At 54.0% G+C, this 14,348-nt stretch carries 19 protein-coding genes; 10 read left to right on the top strand and 9 right to left on the bottom strand.

The window, feature by feature from the left end; all coding sequences use genetic code 11:
* The 10 genes from GRI39_RS01930 to GRI39_RS01885 all read left to right on the top strand — a co-directional run bounded on the left by GRI39_RS01930 (position 1) and on the right by GRI39_RS01885 (position 6,397).
* Positions 1-408, top strand: coding sequence for a hypothetical protein (locus tag GRI39_RS01930; RefSeq protein WP_160738001.1), 408 nt, complete (start codon positions 1-3; stop codon positions 406-408).
* A complete protein-coding gene (locus GRI39_RS01925; protein WP_160738000.1) occupies positions 408-2,621 on the top strand; it encodes a hypothetical protein in 2,214 nt (737 codons plus the stop codon). The genes GRI39_RS01930 and GRI39_RS01925 overlap by 1 nt, the downstream gene beginning before the upstream one ends.
* A 3-nt stretch (positions 2,622-2,624) precedes the next feature.
* Positions 2,625-2,828, top strand: a complete 204-nt coding sequence (locus GRI39_RS01920; protein ID WP_160737999.1) for a hypothetical protein — start codon at positions 2,625-2,627, stop codon at positions 2,826-2,828.
* A 4-nt stretch (positions 2,829-2,832) separates the two neighbouring features.
* Positions 2,833-3,282, top strand: coding sequence for a hypothetical protein (locus GRI39_RS01915; RefSeq protein WP_160737998.1), 450 nt, complete (start codon positions 2,833-2,835; stop codon positions 3,280-3,282).
* Entirely contained in the window at positions 3,283-3,600 is a 318-nt protein-coding gene (locus GRI39_RS01910) for a hypothetical protein (protein WP_160737997.1), read from the top strand.
* A gap of 89 nt (positions 3,601-3,689) precedes the next feature.
* Positions 3,690-4,286 (top strand): lysozyme, encoded by a 597-nt coding sequence (locus tag GRI39_RS01905; protein WP_160738572.1) that lies wholly within the window; start codon positions 3,690-3,692, stop codon positions 4,284-4,286.
* A complete protein-coding gene (locus GRI39_RS01900; RefSeq protein WP_160737996.1) occupies positions 4,283-4,516 on the top strand; it encodes a hypothetical protein in 234 nt (77 codons plus the stop codon). The genes GRI39_RS01905 and GRI39_RS01900 overlap by 4 nt, the downstream gene beginning before the upstream one ends.
* A 2-nt stretch (positions 4,517-4,518) precedes the next feature.
* Entirely contained in the window at positions 4,519-4,872 is a 354-nt protein-coding gene (locus GRI39_RS01895; protein WP_160737995.1) for a hypothetical protein, read from the top strand.
* A 349-nt stretch (positions 4,873-5,221) separates the two neighbouring features.
* Entirely contained in the window at positions 5,222-5,596 is a 375-nt protein-coding gene (locus tag GRI39_RS01890) for a hypothetical protein (protein ID WP_160737994.1), read from the top strand.
* A 3-nt stretch (positions 5,597-5,599) separates the two neighbouring features.
* Positions 5,600-6,397 carry a hypothetical protein gene (locus GRI39_RS01885; protein ID WP_160737993.1) on the top strand — a complete coding sequence of 266 codons (798 nt, stop codon included), beginning with the start codon at positions 5,600-5,602 and terminating at the stop codon, positions 6,395-6,397.
* A 220-nt stretch (positions 6,398-6,617) separates the two neighbouring features.
* Here the strand turns inward: GRI39_RS01885 and GRI39_RS01880 are convergent, their stop codons facing one another.
* The 9 genes from GRI39_RS01880 to GRI39_RS01840 form a co-directional block, all read right to left on the bottom strand.
* The gene (locus tag GRI39_RS01880) at positions 6,618-7,118 is read right to left on the bottom strand and encodes a hypothetical protein (protein WP_160737992.1); all 501 of its coding nucleotides are present in this window, start codon (positions 7,116-7,118) and stop codon (positions 6,618-6,620) included.
* A 105-nt stretch (positions 7,119-7,223) separates the two neighbouring features.
* Positions 7,224-7,874 (bottom strand): ATP-dependent DNA ligase, encoded by a 651-nt coding sequence (locus GRI39_RS01875; RefSeq protein ID WP_160737991.1) that lies wholly within the window; start codon positions 7,872-7,874, stop codon positions 7,224-7,226.
* A complete protein-coding gene (locus GRI39_RS01870; protein WP_160737990.1) occupies positions 7,871-8,707 on the bottom strand; it encodes a hypothetical protein in 837 nt (278 codons plus the stop codon). The genes GRI39_RS01875 and GRI39_RS01870 overlap by 4 nt, the downstream gene beginning before the upstream one ends.
* Before the next feature lie 88 nt (positions 8,708-8,795).
* Positions 8,796-9,113 (bottom strand): hypothetical protein, encoded by a 318-nt coding sequence (locus GRI39_RS01865; protein ID WP_160737989.1) that lies wholly within the window; start codon positions 9,111-9,113, stop codon positions 8,796-8,798.
* Positions 9,110-9,310, bottom strand: a complete 201-nt coding sequence (locus GRI39_RS01860; RefSeq protein WP_160737988.1) for a hypothetical protein — start codon at positions 9,308-9,310, stop codon at positions 9,110-9,112. Before GRI39_RS01860 ends, GRI39_RS01865 begins: the two co-directional genes overlap by 4 nt.
* Before the next feature lie 128 nt (positions 9,311-9,438).
* Complete coding sequence (locus tag GRI39_RS01855) at positions 9,439-10,074, bottom strand: hypothetical protein (protein WP_160737987.1); 636 nt, start codon at positions 10,072-10,074, stop codon at positions 9,439-9,441.
* 644 nt (positions 10,075-10,718) lie between these two features.
* Positions 10,719-11,789, bottom strand: coding sequence for a DNA cytosine methyltransferase (locus tag GRI39_RS01850; RefSeq protein WP_160737986.1), 1,071 nt, complete (start codon positions 11,787-11,789; stop codon positions 10,719-10,721).
* A gap of 1 nt (position 11,790) precedes the next feature.
* Positions 11,791-12,084, bottom strand: a complete 294-nt coding sequence (locus GRI39_RS01845) for a hypothetical protein (RefSeq protein WP_160737985.1) — start codon at positions 12,082-12,084, stop codon at positions 11,791-11,793.
* Positions 12,077-13,732, bottom strand: coding sequence for an SNF2-related protein (locus GRI39_RS01840; protein ID WP_160737984.1), 1,656 nt, complete (start codon positions 13,730-13,732; stop codon positions 12,077-12,079). Before GRI39_RS01840 ends, GRI39_RS01845 begins: the two co-directional genes overlap by 8 nt.
* Between the last annotated feature and the right edge of the window lie 616 nt (positions 13,733-14,348).

The following is a 14,348-nucleotide window of genomic DNA, read 5'->3' as shown; positions in this document are numbered from 1 at the left end:
ATGGCTATTGTTAGAAATTTTACGCTCGGCCGGTATGTGCCGTGGGGCGGCGATATGTCCCAAGCCAGTTTCGTCTTCATTGGCTACAACTGGGCTGATGCCGCGATCAAGATGCAGCTAAAGACTGATCTAAGCTCATCTGCAGTTGCAACCCTGACCGAAGCCGATTGGGGGGATGAGGGTATTTACCGAATGTATTACCCGGAAATAATTCACCCACAATCACGCGAGCAGGTGGGAGGTACAATTCTCGCCCCCTTCATGACGGAAGCGACAATCGAAGGCCTGAGCTATTCAGGCACCACAGATCTTGTCCTTTATTACGACATGCACGTGACGCCTGTTTCTGAAGTCAAGCGCACCGTGGCCGAAGGCACCCTAACCATTAAAACGGGAGTAACACAGTAATGGCCGAAGTAGTCGAAAACGGAAGTCAGAGCGTTTCTGCTGTGATGAATGGAGAAGGCCAGTTGGTAGTCTATCAAGGCGAGAGCGAGACAAACGCATTGCTCTATGCCGCTGAAGCTAAGCGGCTGGCCGGATTAGCCAGCGCGTTTTCCGATGAGGCCGCCACCGCGCGCGATAACGCAGAAGCTGCTTCTGCCGACTATAACGCCAACATTTATCCTGACCCAACGCTGGAATATCGCAGTGAAGGGGATCAGATAACATGGTCCTCGTCTTATCTCGAAGTAGTGACGGATCAGGGGGCGTTGCGATACCAGACGCCCGCCAGCCTTTCGGCAATCTCCATTAGTCCGATAGACCGCTTCAGCGTGGCCAACTTTCCCAGTGGCAAATTTTCTCATTCAATCATGATCGCTTCCAAGCCAGCTACAGCAGTCGGCGCGATCCGGTGGCGGTGGATCGGCTATGACGCTGAAGGTGCGATTGTTACCGGGTGGACCACGGATGGAAATGATGACACCAGTATGTCTCGTCCGCGGTATTCACGCTACATTCCCGAAGCTGAAATTACTGAGCCAACGGTTGTGGTCGTGGCCGAAGACGTGCCCTGGCCGGAAGGCGTGGTGGAAATCCGCCCGGAACTGCGCATAGAGACAGATGCGCAAATGACGTTTTCCCATATGGCTTTGCGTAATGGGCCGAATCCTTACTACAAGGCGCCGGCTGTTTCCCCGCGCGCCGTCGCGGCCAACAGCGTTGATGTGCAGTCTGCGCTGGCTAGACTGGATGAGTACGATGCGCTTGGCATCAATGCCGAACTGATTGACTTGTTGTATAGCAACATCGCGTTTGACCTGCCAACCGCGTTGGCATGGGCATACGAAACACAAGTTTATAAGCTCAATGGTGAATGGAAAGTGCGGGGAGAGGATGCCCTGGCAAGATCCGTAGTCGATCCTTCTGTGTGGTCCGGGCAGGGTATCCATGTGGATATTGTCGATGGGAACGATGCGCGCTCCGGCTACGCGGAGGAAGGTGACTTTTCCAACGCCAAACGCAAAATCAGTGAAGCTTTCAAAGCTGGCAACCTCACAGGTTCGGGCTTCCGCGTCTACGTCAAATCTGGCCAAACTCTGACACGGGCTTTTGGGTTTTTGCATGACACGGCGGCGAACCAGCCTACGCAGGATTTTGCAATCATCGGCCTAGGTGAGAGCCGTCCAGTAATCGGCACGCATGATGATCTTAGCTGGCCTGCAACAACAGATGCGACCTACACCAATTGTTATAAGGTAGCTCGATCATCGGTTGCCCGCGTCATCAACCTCACGGATGCAGACAGCGACGGTGTCTTTCCTGACCTCACCAAATATGCAGATGCGGACGCGCTCGATACTGCAGGCGCGGTGGATGGCTTCGCGCAGGTTGGTTCTGATCTTTACGCGCGGCGTGCAGATGGTGCGCCTGTGACCAATGCGAATACTCGTGTGTTTCTCGCCGTCAAGAACTTCGAGTCTTCAATCGACAATTCTGGTGCGACCGTAAACGGCTATCTTGAAGACCTTGAGTTGCAAGGCGGGCTACCCGGAACGCTGCATTTTAACGCTGGTGGCGTGGCGAATTTGGCGACCTCCCGCACTAAACTCGGCTACCCCGCGATGATCGGCAGCGAGAAATCGACCAGGCGCATTCGGAACCTTGCTGGTCTGAATATCTCAATCGATGATGAGCATGTCGGGTCGCTGCAGGATGCGGAGAACGATCATGTCGATCCGCCCGCTACACATCAGATGTATACGCTCGCCATTCGCCCTAAAACACGCAAAATTGGTTCTGCGGGCAGCACTTCGAACAATGCATTTACGCTGCATGATAAAACCATTTCCGCGATAGTCGTTGGCCCAGACTTTGGGCCGGTGATCAACGGTTCTACCTTGCGCAACGTTGGAAACACAAAGTGCATTGTTTTTGGCGGGCGCATTGAAATTGACGCCAATGGTGAAGCTGGCGGTGCCGCAGTACGTGCTGGCCGCGATGAAGCTGGCGAAATTTGTGAGATTTACCTTGTCGGTGTCACAGTTGTGGCTGACGCAAGCCATTATTGGATGCGTGCCGATGATGGTGGTCGCATCTATCATATGGACTGCATTTTTGAGGGTGCTTCGAGCAATTACACTACCGGCGATGGGGTGATTGATCAATTCACTCAATGATAAGTGAAGCTGAACAAAGGACGAAAAATGGAAAAGTCAGAACATGCTGAGCGTATTTACAAGACTTTGCTGGGCATTGAGGCCGCAATCAAAGCGCACCATGAAGCTCTTTCTGCAGCCGCAGCGGAACACGGCAAAGAGCTTGGTTTTTCTGATGTAATTATGCGCGCCGCTGCGCCTAAGAATGAGCCTCCCAACCCGGAGTAAGCCAATGGATATGGGGATTCTCATAACAGGCTTGATGGCGGCTCTTATTGCTAAATCCGGGCGAGGGAAAAGGCTTCGGTCTATTCTCGTGATAGGATGGCTGGCGGTATTTTTCGCCAGCCTTTCTCATTTGCGGATGAGTTCAATTGTAGCATTGCTAGCGATCATTGACCTAATCATCGCCGGGGTAGCTTTGAGAATTGCTACCCACGATCCGTCGCGAATGGATGCAAGGTGCGTAGGTATGCTTTCTCTGTTCTGTATGCCTGCACATTGGGTCCAGTCGGTTTCTGGTGGGAGCTTCGACTGGAATTTATATGCGGGCTTTTTGAATGCCATATTTATAATTCAATGCCTGATCGTAAGGGGGTGGATGGATGGGCTGGGCAATAGCATCTCTCGTTTCATCCGCAGGATTCGCCCTGCTCATTTTTTCCGTGATTGGGGCGGGTAAATGGACCAGCATAATTTCGACCCTGCGTGGCTGGTTCACGCGAAACTAGCCGGGGCTTCTCTATGTGGGGGCATGGTCCGTTTGCTTTTACGACCCGCCTCATCATTTCTGAAATCTCTATGGCTGCTCTTCGCCTGCGTAACTTGCGGCTTCTACGGCACATTCCCGGCTATGGCGTGGCTCGGCGTTGACGTGGAATATGTGGGGGCTGTTGGCGCGTTGTTGGGCCTTCTCGGGATATCCTTTGCGGAAGGTATGCTGAAGGCAGTCGATAGTTTCAACTTCAGGGCGTGGCTTGAACGCCTGCTGGCGAAGTAAAAAAGCAACCATTCTAAAAAATCAGCATGCACTCGCCGGCTACCAACCTGGTTCCGGGCGAGGCGCTTGCGTGCATGAAAGGTGAGACAATGACCGACCCACGGAAAAATATATTCGATGCCGTGCGATCTGCTGCACGGCCCGGATTGTTCAACGATGAGGGCAATGTGCTGGCACTGGATAATCTGCTGGATGCCTTTGGCGTTGTCCGCCCTGAGCAAGCGCGCAAGATCGGACCGAAAGGAATCGGCCTTATTCAGCAATTTGAAGGGTGCGCAAAGAAGCGGCCAGATGGCCGTTTTGAGGCATATCCCGACCCCGGAACGGGTGGCGATCCATGGACAATTGGCTGGGGTGCAACGGGAAAGGGAATCGGCCCCGGCACCGTATGGACCAAAGAGCAGTGCGATGAACGGCTGACATCTGACCTAGTTAAATATGCTGATGAAGTATCGGCCGCAATCGGCAATGCGGCCACCACGCAAGCGCAGTTCGATGCGCTGGTGAGCTTCCATTATAATACGGGGGCCATCGCTTCGGCCACACTCACCAAGAAGCACATTGCGGGTGACTATGCCGGGGCGGCCAAAGAGTTCGGGCGCTGGGTCAATGCGGGCGGGCGTGTGATGAACGGCCTTGTGCGCCGCCGCGCTGCAGAGCGCGAATTGTATGAGGCTGGATCATGAAGGGCTTCAATTTTGACCGCTTGCGCGCCCGAGCAGTCGCTGGCGGGGGCGTGTTCCTGCTCTCACAGGAAATTCTTTTAATGATCTTTTTCAAGCCTGATCTGGCTGAAAGTGATCTGTTCAAAACAATCTCCCAAGCCATCGTTGTTCAAGGCCTGATTGGCTTGGCCATGGCGTTCTATTTCACAGCGAAGGAACGCGACCACCATCGGAATGATGAGGAAGAATAATCATGATTGGTGCATTTTCCGCAGCCAAGGGCCTCTTGGGCCTGAAAAACTGGATATGGATAGCCGTCATTGCCGCGTTGGTTGCTTGCGCGTTCGTGGCTGTCAGTGTCGTCGATAACGCCCTTGATGATGTGGTCGATACATCAAAACAAGCTGGGGCGAGTGAACAGCGCGAAGGAGATTTGCGCGAAACCATGAAACGTGTGGAGGAAGGTGATGCGGTTCGTAACAATATCGAGCGTGAAGGCCAGCGCGGTGCTGGCAGTGCTATTTATGACCAGTGCCTGCGGGCCAATCGAGGATCGTCCGAAAACTGTCAGCGATTTTTGCCTGAACGCGAAACCGATCAGCGTTAATGTTGCGCCTCCCTCGGTCGAGGACGATCCCGGTAATAAATTCGACACGCTTGCGACCGTCATGGAAGTCTTTGCACATAATGCGGTCTATTACGCGCAATGCGAGAAAGCGTCGGCGTCTCAATAAATGATTGCTGCGGGGCCGGTCGTTACTCCGGCGAAGTTACAATGTGGCCCGTCATTTCAGACTTCGCGTCTTTCGCCCCAGGTAAACTGGGCTAGCAGGGGTCTCGCCCAACCTTCACGGTTGCCTAAGCATTGCCGTCAGACACATTGAGAGCGCTTCCACTTTCAGCGCCGCCCGCAGCGCGCATTTCATAGCGGGCCTTAAAGAAAAAAGGAATCCCTCATGCCTGCAACGCCAGCCCGGATTGGCTTCATTCTCGAAGAATGGCGCCGGTCAACTGCAACCAACGCTGAGGTCAAGAGCCGACACGGCACCGTCGCAAGGGAGAGCGCCGACCCGATAGAGACATTTTTTGACAATCCAGCCGATGCACAGGCCATGGCTGAGCAGCGCCTCGCGCTACTTTCACCAGAACGCAGGCGCTTCAAGGCAGATGTTCGAGGGTTGTCAGAAGCAATAAGCTTGGCTGGGCCTGCGGATAATGCACCACTCGCCCGCTATGTGGATGAAGGGCGATCTGCGGATCGTGACATGCTGGCCGCTGAAATCGGTTTCGATTTTGAAACTCAACAAGCCACTTTTATCGTCTGGGGGTAAGGTATGGCAGTTCGCAAGCCCTTCTTTGTGGTTCCATCAGCTTTGAGCGCAATGTCTACGGGCAATGCCCTCACTGGCCATTCAGCGGCCAACCTCGGCTATTTTGACGCCATCGGCATGACGTGGAAAACGTTAGACAACGCCGACATATGGGTGCGAGGGCAATTATCATCTCCCTCGCGCATTAATTTTTGCTCCATAGTGGCGGCAAACGCCCTGCCAGAAACGAAAATGCGCCTTCGGCTGGGATCGTCGCTAGAAGAAGTTGATGGTGATGAGGCGGCATTTGACAGCGGAATAGTAGACTTCATCTCTCCGGCTATCACCAGCACCGATGGTTTGTATCACTCGCATCTCGAATTGGAGGCCGTCCAGACCGCGACATATTACCGTCTCGACATAAGCGATCACGTTGGCCAATTTGAAGCTGCTGCCTTGATCCTGGGTGAGAAGATCGAGCCTTCGCGCTTTTACAATTACAACTTCGAATATGGCGTGAAAGCTACTGGCGATTCCAAGATTACGGTCAATGGTGTGGTCGATAGCCAACCTGGCATCAATCTGCGCACTATTGACTTCGCATTGGGTTGGCAGAGCGAAACGGAAGTGTTTGAACGGTTTATGCCGATGTTGCAGCGCGTGGCCACAAGTGAATTTGTCTATCTTTGCTTTGACCCTGAACCACACGCCTACCGGCAAGCGAAAACCTTCCTCGGCAACCTGCAAAAGCCCGGCTTTGCGCGCGGCATACGCAAGCCGGGTGTGTTTCTTCAGGAATTTAGCCTGCAATCTGTGATTTGAATTGAGAGCTTAGCCGCCTTTCCTCTCTCGGGCGGCTAAGGCGGGGGTGACGTATGGGCATGTGCGTCACCCCTGTCAGCGAAACTTTTGGGCCGGTCCGGGTTAGCGCCTGGGCCGGCCTTTTTTATTGCTGCGTGCAATTGTTTCAATCTGATAGATAGCGACCAGACTTCACCGGTAGGGTGCCGGGCTGCACACCTCTAAACCGGGGTAGGGGTAGCTACTCCACCTCAAGCGATAGATCCCAGCCGAGTTTGCCGGCCATCTTCCGCGCATAGTGCGACCAGCGAAAGTGCTCCATGACCGCGAAGTGCATTGCTTGCACGTCATCCATTGGATGAACGACGAGCGCGCTAACGCTACGGTCTTCCGTGTCAAATTCTCGAAAGAACGTGCTGACCGCTATGAGCGCCCCGGCGTTCGTCTCGAATATCTCAAGATGCAAATAGTGGACGCCAGAAGTTCCGGTTTCATGCTCAACTTCAGCGATGAGCCGCCCGTTGAATTTCAGCCTTGGACCGCGCTGCTGCACAATATCGAAGCTATCATTCACTTTTGCGGCCCTGATAGACTTGGCCAGGCTCTTCTCCATTTTGACCAGGCCACGCATTGCCGCGCTGAAATTGATTGCAGCATGTTCGTGGGCGAGCGCGTTGATGCGGTCTATCACGGCATCCACACGCTCTCTTTGCGTCGGCTTCTCTGTTTTTTTCTCTGTCATTGTTTCACTCTCTGTTTGGTGTGTCAGGTAGGGTCAGAACTCGATTCCCCTGATAGGGGCGCTGATGTCGCAGGTAGGGTCTTCGCTCGGCTTCACTGGTAGGGGTCAGCGGCTCCATGGGCCTCCTTGCTTCACTTTCTGCCATGCTTTGACACGGGCGCGCTGATAGCCCGCCTCGGCGTCCTTGAGCATGAGCCCTTCCCCGCCCTGCGCCCACACGCGCCGCGCCTCTGTCAGCACGTCGCCAGCGTCGAAGCACCATAGGTCAGGCAGGATGACTACCGGGGGTAGTAAATCGTCCCTGCCTCGGCTTCCGGGGCGCCATTCCCAAGCATCGCTTTGCGCCGTCTCTGCGAGGTCCTTCAGGATGGCCTTTCGGTCTATGGCGCTGCGATCCGTGCCCCCGGACCGCCATTCGGATAGCGTTAGGCAGTCAAAGCCGAAGAATTGGCCAGCCTCGCCCCCCGCCTTCCAGCCGCTTTCGCACCATTTTTTTGTTGCCGATAAGGCGCCATCGATCTGAAATTCGCCATCGAAAACCATCAGTTCACCCGCAGCTCGTTCCATTTCTGCAAGCTGGTGGAGAATGTGGCCGGTGCCTTCGATGCGGTGGCCATTGCGCGTATAGAGCCGCGCCGTGCCTGTATGGTCGCGCAAATAGAGCGCTCTCCACCCGTCTATTTTCTCTTCCGCAAGGATACCGGCAGGGGGGCAATCGCCCCGCCAATCGGCTGCGAGTTGGCACAGGGAGTTCATGATGCTGCCAGCCTACGCACTGCAGCTTCGGCATTTGCGAGGCGCGTTCCCATACTTTCGATAATATCGGAGCCTTGATTTACCGTGGCCTGCAGCCTGTCGCATCGTGCTTCCAGTGCAGCATTCGCATTGCGCGCCTGATCTCGCTCTTTGATTAACCTGGCTACATCGCTTGCACGTTCAGGCTGAGACGGATCTTTCAAGTTGCGTTTTAGGCGATTTAATTCATCTCTTGAAACCTGTAGTGCCTGAGCCTTGCCTTTGGCGTCTTGCCTCGCCGCATCGATCATGCGCCGGGCACGCATGGCGCTATTGCGGCGCTTGTCATCAGACCGCGCGAAATTGATTTCCGAGTAAAGCGCTTGTGTTCTGAGTTTCCAGCTATAGCGCCGCGCATTTAAAACGGCTCTTGCCCGCTTCTCTGTCATGCGTTGCAGCTTCTCACTTGTGGCTCGCAGTTCGCCTTGCACGGCATTGCGCATTTCCCGATGTGCATCTGCAATGCATTTTAGTCGCTCACGCTCTTTGCGAATTGCCAGATAGCGCTTGATTATCCGCATTTGCCTGGCGCGTTCAGGTGGTGCCTTTTCGCGCCGCTCGGCTTCACTGGTAGGGGTGGGACTCGATTCCCTCGATAGGGTGGCTAGCTGGCTTTCAAGCGCGTCCAGCCTTGCCAGTACCTTAACCATGCGATCCGTTGCCGATTCCTGCTGCGTGGCGGTCTCTGGCGTGTCGTTTTCTAGCTCTGCTGGAGCAGGTTCAATTTCAGCCGCTTCCGCCATCACACTGTCTTGCGCTGGAATGTCTGCTGCCTGAATGTCTTGCTGAATCATGTCGCTATTCCTTAATGCCCTGCCATTCTCAGGCGCGGGTCGGGCGTGATCCGCGCGACGGGGCAAGCGCCCCGTTTCGGCTTAAATTTTAAACACGGTCGAGCTTTACAATTCTTCCATTTTTTCGGAGGGTTTTTGCGACCCTTCTAACAAGAGCGCTATGTTCTTTGCGTGACAGGCCGTCACGATATGCTTGAGACTGTTTGAACGAAGCGTCAGTTTTATAAATGAATAAGCTGACCTCCTGCCCAAGCTGTGTTTGCTTCAGCGCCAGATCGAGCGGGTCGCCTTCAATTCGAGGCCCGAGCGGCTTCAAGCTTGGGCCAAAAAAGGCCCATGCAACTCCAGCCCTGCGGTCGGCGCCTGCGCCTGAATTGTGGAACAATTTCAAACTAAGGCGGCTCATTGCGCTAGACTTTCATCAATGTAGTAGCCTGCAACTTCTCCATCTTTGTAAGATATGAAGGCTAATTGCCTGCCATCTTCATTAGAATTGAATATGTCGTAGCTGTATTCTAAATCGCGTTCTTCAGTTGGATCGCTTTCGATACCGGTTGCAGTTGCGATAATGTTTTCAAAGGTTTCTTTAGATACTTTAAGCATTTTCCAGGTCCTTTTTGATGTGTTTGCAGAAAATAATTAGATGACTGTATTACCGGGATTCGATGACTTCGCTGTAGGTGCTTTCTGAAACATATGGCATTAGTAAACTCCTGTTAGTGGTAGTGTTTTTAATTGGCAGTCAGCGCGAAAAAGGCCTTAGCTGCCTTGCTGTCTAGAGACATGCGATCAATATAGAGCGTCCCATCTCTCTTCAGCCGGCCACTCGATGAGCCGCAGCTCACAGGAACCCACGGTTCACTAATCTTAGCCTCATCAAATTTAACGCGAGGATAAGAATCTTTAATGTCATTGATGAGGTCTTTAAAACTGCGTACTTCTGTGGCCTCTATCGCTAACTGCTCGTCTATCAGTGCGACAATCTTCTCCGCTTCCGCTAAAAAATGCGCGTCAAGATAAGCTGCGATAGCCTCAGGCCCTAATTCAATCGAGCAAGTGAACGCAGGCATTGCGGTCGCCGGTGAGCACAAAAAAAGCTCTCTCGCTCGTTCGTAGTGAGAATAAATCATCACTTGAACAGACTGATCAGCAGCAAGCGATTTGACACGCACGCTAACTTCCCACTCGCCGCGCATTTTAATGCAATAAGGATCCGATAGCTGAGCATCCGGCTCATCGTAAAATGGTGCAACGCATACATGAGCCGCAGTCATCGCTTTAGCGATGTCCTCAGCAAGAGCCTTTACATTATATACTAGCTCATCCGCGTCTGTTCGGCCGCTATTTTGAATCATGTAGTCTTGCATGGTTATCTTCCTCCAATGCCCTTAGCTTGATCGGTTCGGGCGTCGTCCGATGCGCTGATAATATGATTTGTTCGCTCGATTGCAAGAGAAAATGAAATAAAAAAGCACGAAAAACGCGGGTCCTAGGCATCGTCGAAGAAAAGGTTAAGCGCATAGGGACCCCTTTTTCTTCCTCTGACACAGGTTTTACTTATTGGTTCAGATTGAAGTTTAGATTGTGTCTTCTTGAGATGCAAAAAAGCCCGGCTCGCTGCTGCTGCCGGGCTAATGCGTCATTTTGATTTACTTCGTTTGCGTCTTGCCTGATCCCATTCCCTGCTTACTCGGCTCTCTGCAAACTTGCCCCATTTCGGACCAACCTTATAAGCGTGCCCTTCATCTGAAGTCATATAAGATGCTGACCACATCCATAGTCCACTACTTCGATCTCGATGCAGCTCAATACGTGCCCGATCCCACGCCAATCGCGGATGCGGGAGCACCAAGACCTCATCTATCTCACCTTTGACAACTGGGCCGTCTCTATCGACTTCCCTGAGAACCGGTGGAGCCCGTAAAGTGTCAAATTGGCTCGGCGGCAGGATATTCATTCCTAAATCCATTGCGGTTTTTAGTATCTCTCGCATCATTTCTCTCCAAACATATCAAGCTGTCTCTCTTGCATCGGCGTCGAGTAGAGCGCTGAGAGAAAGGAAAGCTGTCGCTGCAGCCACAGGGTCCACGCCATTGCCGGTCGCTCGAAGCCGCTCAATCCGGTGGGCCACCGCATCAATGCCTCGACGAAGATGGGATTGAGCTTCCTCTTCACTGAGGGCTGGTTGGAGTTCGGGGAAACGGTCGAGGACATCGATCCACCGGCTATCGGTTGGTCCCGGGATGACGGCGGGTTGAATAGTTGTTCTGCCTGATAGTGCAGAAGATCCGCCCTTGACTTCCCGTCCTGCCGGATAATGCTGCCCTCGCTGCTGCCCTTGTGGTTCATCGCGCAGGGTCCAGCCCATTTCCGCGGTTGCTCTTCCAGAGCCATTTGGACCTTCTTGCCCTTGTGATAGAGGGTGTTTCCTATCTTTTCCGCATGTGTCGTTGATCGACCACCGTTCGGCACCTGCGGAGCCATCCATTCCGCAGCCGCTGTCCTGAGGTCCAGCCCTCCTTCCCCGTGTTGCCCCGGCCCATTCGTGTCCGAGGTCCGCGCGCTGGGCCATGATGAACAGTCGCTCGCGCCGCATGGTGTTGCCAGTTCCGGCCGAGCTGAATATTCCTGCCGCAACGCGGTAGCCCATCCCTTCCAGTGGTGGAGTGATGGCGGCAAGCTGTTCGTGGGCGTTCCCCGGCACGTTCTCTCTGAAGATAAGATCAGGCCGGCACTCTTCGGCAAGGCGGGTAACTTCGGAAGCAAGGAACCGCTCTCCACCTGCTCCGGCTCGCTTTCCGGCAACGCTGTTGTCCTGGCAGGGGTCTCCCGAAGCGAGGATATGAACGAGGCCACGCCACGGTCGAGCGTTAAAGGATCGCATGTCAGACCAGACAGGAGCCGGATGAAACCACCCTGCTTCCATCGACGCGACCAGGCTTGCGGCGGCTGCGGCTTCCCCCTCCAAGTAACATACACCGCGCCCATCCTCTCCCCGGTGGCGGAGGGCGAGGATAATTCCGAGTTCGAGTCCTCCGACGCCTGCGCAGCAGGAGAGGATATTCCGGGTACGTATAGCCATGTCATTCCCCACCCCCACACGCGGCCACCGCAGCAACCCCTTGCCGCATTACCTCGCGTAAGACCTCAGCCAATGTCGCCGGCTGCGCAAAATCAATGTGAAAGCCACTATCGAACCGGTCATCGAAAGGTATCAGCTTAATGTGATCGCTCTCGCTTGTCGGGGCGCATGATGCGTCACACGACACTTGGCACTCACACACTGAGAACCACCATCCCGGCAATGTGGTTTTGAACTCAGCTATTGCAGCTTCCAGATCGGTTGCGGGTGCGGTTTGCCAATTGCGGTCAAGCATGTGCGACCTCTCCTTTCATAATATACTCAGCTAGCTTCTTTATCCGGCTATCATCAGAGTGCCGGGCGACCATCGCCATGCCGGGATCATTAATACCGCGCGATTGATCGGCCTTCATTCCCAACATTTCCATAAGCACTGGATCGCTACCGCCGTCTGCATGGAGGTAATAAGCATTTACTTGCCGCTTCTGGCCCGGCCTGCGCAGGCGACCGATAAGCTGGTGATGCACCTGTGGCGACCAATCCAGCTCGCCAAACACTATATCGTTGCAATGATGTTGGAGACCATCAAGCCCCGCCCCGGAGCGCAGCGAAATCATCATCACCCGAGAATCGCCATTCGTGAAGGCGTCCATACTGCGCTTTTTGCCTGCGGTGCTTTCAGTGCCAGTGAACAAGACTGGATTGAACTCTGACAAGGCTTTCTGCCAGATTGAATAGACTTCACGATGCCACCCGGTCAGCAGCACTCGCTCGCTGTCACGCAATAACATCTTGACGTAGGCCGCAACCGAGCGGGCCTTACCAATGCCGGTCAGTTGGCGCATTCGGAGGTCAAGCTGCCTTGCTGCTGCTCCCGCTTCTGTGAAGGCTCCCTTTAGCACGGTCATGGCGAGAGATTTTATAATCTCTTCCTCACGCTCGACGTCTTGCTGATCGAACGCAACGGGATAGTCTAAGACGTTCGGCGGGGGCAGCGCTGCATCAACCGCCTTGTCATCTTCGCGGCGGCGCAGGAAATATCCGGTAGATCGTAAATAGGCACCCAGCGCATCGGGGTCTTTGACTGCCTTACCCCAAGAGCACCATTCCCTACGAAATTCGTATATATCTCCAAGCAGTCCCGGCCTGATGAAATCGGCCACAGCGTGCATTTCATCACCGAAATTGTAGATAGGAGTGGCAGTCAAGCCGAGGCGGAAGCGGGCGTTGTCGCGCAGCGTAAGAGACGCCGCTCCCTTTGCTGTTGCCGCCCCATGCCGCAACTCTTGGATTTCATCCCAGACAACGCTTTTGAATACGCCCTGTGCGAACACATCAACCCATCCGGCGATATTGGAATAACGGAAGATGTAGAGATCGGCCTCAGGGAGATTGTAGGGCGCTCTGCCATTTATAATGTGAACGCGCATGTGGGTAAATTCTTCAGCTCTCTTCTTCCACTGATCGGCCAAATGGGGCTGAACAACGATGGCCATAGGGAGCGGTGCGCCGAATACAGCAGTGGCAAACGTTGTGATGGTTTTACCCAAACCAACATCATCGCCCAGCAGCAGGCCGCCATTATTGACCGCAATCTGCGCAGCCTGCGCCTGGTATCTGTAAGGCTTCATGCCGGAGCGAAAGCCAATAAGATCAGTTGGCTCCCAATCAGGGAGCAGGATGCGCTCTCGGTCGGCTCGCTGGCGTTCTATTCTTTCGCGCCCTTCAGCTAGAAGGCCTGCGTGTTCAGTTTTGAGTGGATAGCGAGAGGTAAACCATTCAAGGTCAGCTCGTATCTCATCGTTATCAACCAGTGTCAGTTCGGTTTTAGCCTGCTCGACGCGAGGAAATAGACGCTTGAACATGATAGCTACGTGAGGCTGTAGATCCGCAACTACCCATCGTCCGGGGCGCCCGGTTTCGAATGCGAGGCGTCCGTTCATAGCGAAGTCCTGCCGAGCGACACGAGATAGACGGGCTTACCATTTATTTCAGGCGGAAGCCCCGTTGCCGTTCCTGTCAAAAGAATTAGGGCAGATATTTGATCTTCCTGGGCATACCGCTCTAACTGTCGGAACAATTCGCGGCGTTTCGCGCGGGCCTTGCACTCAATGCCAACATCGCCACACAGGAAATCAATTCTGTTTCGGTCACTAAGGCGCACCTCTCGCTCAAATGGGACCGAGTGTTGCGTAAGATGCGCCTCAAGATCGTCGTGGATCTGGAACTCATTCCCTTGCCGATACCGGCCTCGCCTGATGAGCCCCGCAAGTTTTGCAGCATCAAGCATGACAAAACCCTCCGGTGTTGCTCCGGTGAATCCCGATTCGATTGCGCGCTTGTTCCCTCGCTGTTCCGCGCATCACGAATCCAGAACGTCGAGTTTCTGCGCTTTTTGTCCGTAAGCTGTGTGTTGACATCGCAGGGGTCGGAAGTTCAACTCTTCCTACGCCCACCATTCGATATTTTATGACAGCCCGCGGTGATCGCGGGCTTTTCTTTGCGCACCGTAAATTCACCATGATTGTATCGGCGGATTAATCTCTGCGCGCACTTCGG

It is taken from the genome of Altericroceibacterium indicum, assembly GCF_009828105.1.
GTDB lineage: Bacteria > Pseudomonadota > Alphaproteobacteria > Sphingomonadales > Sphingomonadaceae > Altericroceibacterium > Altericroceibacterium indicum.
This window is presented reverse-complemented; position numbering and strand designations above follow the sequence as displayed.

Bases quoted from the DNA above. Each gene is read 5' to 3' on its own strand.
- GRI39_RS01905 (WP_160738572.1), top strand. From the start codon at position 3,690: ATGACCGACCCACGGAAAAATATATTCGATGCCGTGCGATCTGCTGCA.
- GRI39_RS01925 (WP_160738000.1), top strand. From the start codon at position 408: ATGGCCGAAGTAGTCGAAAACGGAAGTCAGAGCGTTTCTGCTGTGATG.
- GRI39_RS01860 (WP_160737988.1), bottom strand. From the start codon at position 9,310: ATGCTTAAAGTATCTAAAGAAACCTTTGAAAACATTATCGCAACTGCA.
- GRI39_RS01885 (WP_160737993.1), top strand. From the start codon at position 5,600: ATGGCAGTTCGCAAGCCCTTCTTTGTGGTTCCATCAGCTTTGAGCGCA.
- GRI39_RS01850 (WP_160737986.1), bottom strand. From the start codon at position 11,789: ATGGCTATACGTACCCGGAATATCCTCTCCTGCTGCGCAGGCGTCGGA.
- GRI39_RS01930 (WP_160738001.1), top strand. From the start codon at position 1: ATGGCTATTGTTAGAAATTTTACGCTCGGCCGGTATGTGCCGTGGGGC.
- GRI39_RS01845 (WP_160737985.1), bottom strand. From the start codon at position 12,084: ATGCTTGACCGCAATTGGCAAACCGCACCCGCAACCGATCTGGAAGCT.
- GRI39_RS01910 (WP_160737997.1), top strand. From the start codon at position 3,283: ATGGACCAGCATAATTTCGACCCTGCGTGGCTGGTTCACGCGAAACTA.
- GRI39_RS01865 (WP_160737989.1), bottom strand. From the start codon at position 9,113: ATGAGCCGCCTTAGTTTGAAATTGTTCCACAATTCAGGCGCAGGCGCC.
- GRI39_RS01840 (WP_160737984.1), bottom strand. From the start codon at position 13,732: ATGAACGGACGCCTCGCATTCGAAACCGGGCGCCCCGGACGATGGGTA.
- GRI39_RS01875 (WP_160737991.1), bottom strand. From the start codon at position 7,874: ATGAACTCCCTGTGCCAACTCGCAGCCGATTGGCGGGGCGATTGCCCC.
- GRI39_RS01870 (WP_160737990.1), bottom strand. From the start codon at position 8,707: ATGATTCAGCAAGACATTCAGGCAGCAGACATTCCAGCGCAAGACAGT.
- GRI39_RS01880 (WP_160737992.1), bottom strand. From the start codon at position 7,118: ATGACAGAGAAAAAAACAGAGAAGCCGACGCAAAGAGAGCGTGTGGAT.
- GRI39_RS01900 (WP_160737996.1), top strand. From the start codon at position 4,283: ATGAAGGGCTTCAATTTTGACCGCTTGCGCGCCCGAGCAGTCGCTGGC.
- GRI39_RS01890 (WP_160737994.1), top strand. From the start codon at position 5,222: ATGCCTGCAACGCCAGCCCGGATTGGCTTCATTCTCGAAGAATGGCGC.
- GRI39_RS01855 (WP_160737987.1), bottom strand. From the start codon at position 10,074: ATGCAAGACTACATGATTCAAAATAGCGGCCGAACAGACGCGGATGAG.
- GRI39_RS01915 (WP_160737998.1), top strand. From the start codon at position 2,833: ATGGATATGGGGATTCTCATAACAGGCTTGATGGCGGCTCTTATTGCT.
- GRI39_RS01895 (WP_160737995.1), top strand. From the start codon at position 4,519: ATGATTGGTGCATTTTCCGCAGCCAAGGGCCTCTTGGGCCTGAAAAAC.